The 2,134-nt window shown below is 65.0% G+C and carries 2 protein-coding genes and 1 pseudogene; 2 read left to right on the plus strand and 1 reads right to left on the minus strand.

The window, feature by feature from the left end:
- On the plus strand, window positions 1-440 hold a 440-nt coding region (locus EOA32_RS36515; RefSeq protein WP_128374255.1), incomplete at its 5' end, for a hypothetical protein.
- A gap of 28 nt (window positions 441-468) precedes the next feature.
- Here the strand turns inward: EOA32_RS36515 and EOA32_RS36520 are convergent.
- Window positions 469-1,797, minus strand: a complete 1,329-nt coding sequence (locus EOA32_RS36520) for a DNA polymerase IV (RefSeq protein ID WP_128374256.1) — start codon at window positions 1,795-1,797, stop codon at window positions 469-471.
- A 65-nt stretch (window positions 1,798-1,862) separates the two neighbouring features.
- Here EOA32_RS36520 and EOA32_RS36525 point away from each other — a divergent pair.
- Window positions 1,863-2,134, plus strand: a pseudogene (locus EOA32_RS36525) (GNAT family N-acetyltransferase); the annotation flags it as partial.

Raw genomic sequence — 2,134 nt, forward strand, 5'->3', positions numbered from 1 at the left:
ACGATGCAGATTTCCTGCGCTCGTTCCAGGGCAGCTTCGCCGGCAACGGCACCTTCAAGGTGAGCGCGAATGCGCCGACGGTGAATATCTCCTGCGACTTCAAATCCGGCGCTACCTCGACCTCGCTGTCGCTCGACGGCAAATGCCGCGGGCTGATCTTGATGACGCGAGAGATCAGCGCGGATCTGAAGGCCACCGGCAGGGGCTATAGCGGCGTCTACATCGGCTCGCGTACCGGGCCGGCGCAATTGAACGGCAGCCGTTCGGGCAACGCGCTCAACCTCGGCATCCGTTGGGCAAAGGAGGTCAATGGCGACCGCAAAGCGCAGTTGACCGTCGAGAAGACCGGCAGCGACAGCATGCGGCTGACAGTGACCGACACGGATCCGAAGACCGGCAAGACCATGGTGACGAGCCGGATCGACCTGCAGCGCACCTGATCAAGCCAGCCATGAATGCCAGCCGGTCTCAGTCCTCGAGCGGCTCGGGCGGGTTGGCGGCACGGCCCTTGCCGAAGGTGTAACCGGTCTCGACGGCCTTCCTGCCGAATTTGTCGCGCAGCTCGTCGATCGCGGTTTCGGCCATCGCGCGCTTGCGCGACTGGACGTCGACCAGATCCGGCGGATCGGCCTTCCCGTCGTCGGAAAGATCGCTGACGCCGATGCCGAGCAGGCGGAATTTCGTGCCGTCGGTCTCGCGACGCAACAAATCGAGCCCGGTCTGGAAGATGCGATCGGCCAGCCGTGTCGGATCGCCAAGCTGGCGGTTGCGGGTGCGCAGCTTGAAATCCTGCGTCTTCAGCTTCAGCACCACGGTGCGCCCGGCAATGCCGGATTTCTTCAGCCGCGCCGAGACTTTTTCCGACAGGCCGCGCAGCACCGGCACCAATTCTGCCAGCGAGCCGATGTCGTTGTCGAAGGTCGTTTCGGCCGATACGCTCTTGGCATCGCCGTCGGGGTCGACGCGGCGGTCATCCTCGCCGCGCGAAAGCCGGTAGAGCCGGTCGCCCATGACACCGTAGCGCCGCATCAGCTCGCCGCGCTCCATGCGCTGCAGCTGGGCAATGGTGCGGATGCCGTCGCGCTCGAGCGTCGCGGCCAAGGCCTTGCCGACGCCCCAGATCAGCGTCACCGGCTGCCCGGCGAGAAAGCTTGGCGCTTCCGCTTCGCCGATGACCGAAAAGCCGCGCGGCTTGCGGAAGTCCGACGCGATCTTGGCCAGGAACTTGCAGTAAGAGAGACCGGCGGAAACGGTGATGCCGAGTTCCTTCTCGACGGTCTGTGCGAAGCGGGCCAGCACAAGCGCCGGCGGCATCCCATGCAGCCGCTCGGTACCGGCGAGGTCGAGAAAAGCTTCATCGATCGACAGCGGCTCGACCAGCGGCGTCAGCGCCTGCATCAGCGCGCGCACCTCGCGGCCGACACCGACATATTTTTCCATGTTCGGCGCAATCACCACGGCCTCGGGACAGGCCTCGAGCGCCTTGAACATCGGCATCGCCGAGCGCACGCCCTGGATGCGGGCAATGTAGCAGGCAGTGGAGACGACGCCGCGCCTGCCGCCGCCGACGATCAGCGGCTTGTCCTTCAGCGCCGGATTGTCGCGCTTTTCGATGGCGGCATAGAAAGCGTCGCAGTCGATGTGAGCGATGTGCAGCCGGTAGAGTTCCGGATGACGGGCAAGGCGCGGGCTGCCGCAGCGCTCGCAACGGCGCATCTCGCTGCGCTGAGAAGCCAGGCAGTCGCGACAAAAGCCGTGTTCGGGGTTGTTGACAGGAGCCGTCATCGCTGCGAACATAAAGAGAACAAACGCAATGGTACGACAGTGCAGGGCCGGCAACAAGCTTGGCCTGGGGAGAACGTATGAGCACGACCATAGTACCGCTGAGTCCTGAGCGTTGGACCGATTTCGAGGATCTCTTCGGCAAGCAGGGCGCCTGTTACGGCTGCTGGTGCACGCATTTCCGGCTGACCCCGGCGGAGCGGCGGGCGAGCGACCGCGAGCGCAACAAGGATCAAATCAAGGCGCGCATCGAAGCCGGCCCGCCGCCCGGGCTTCTGGCTTTCGAGGACGGCAAGGCCGTCGGCTGGATGCAGGTCGGCCCGCGCGCCGACGTGCCCGAATGGAACAATCA

The organism is Mesorhizobium sp. M1A.F.Ca.ET.072.01.1.1 (assembly GCF_004023325.1).
In the GTDB taxonomy this organism is placed as follows: domain Bacteria; phylum Pseudomonadota; class Alphaproteobacteria; order Rhizobiales; family Rhizobiaceae; genus Mesorhizobium.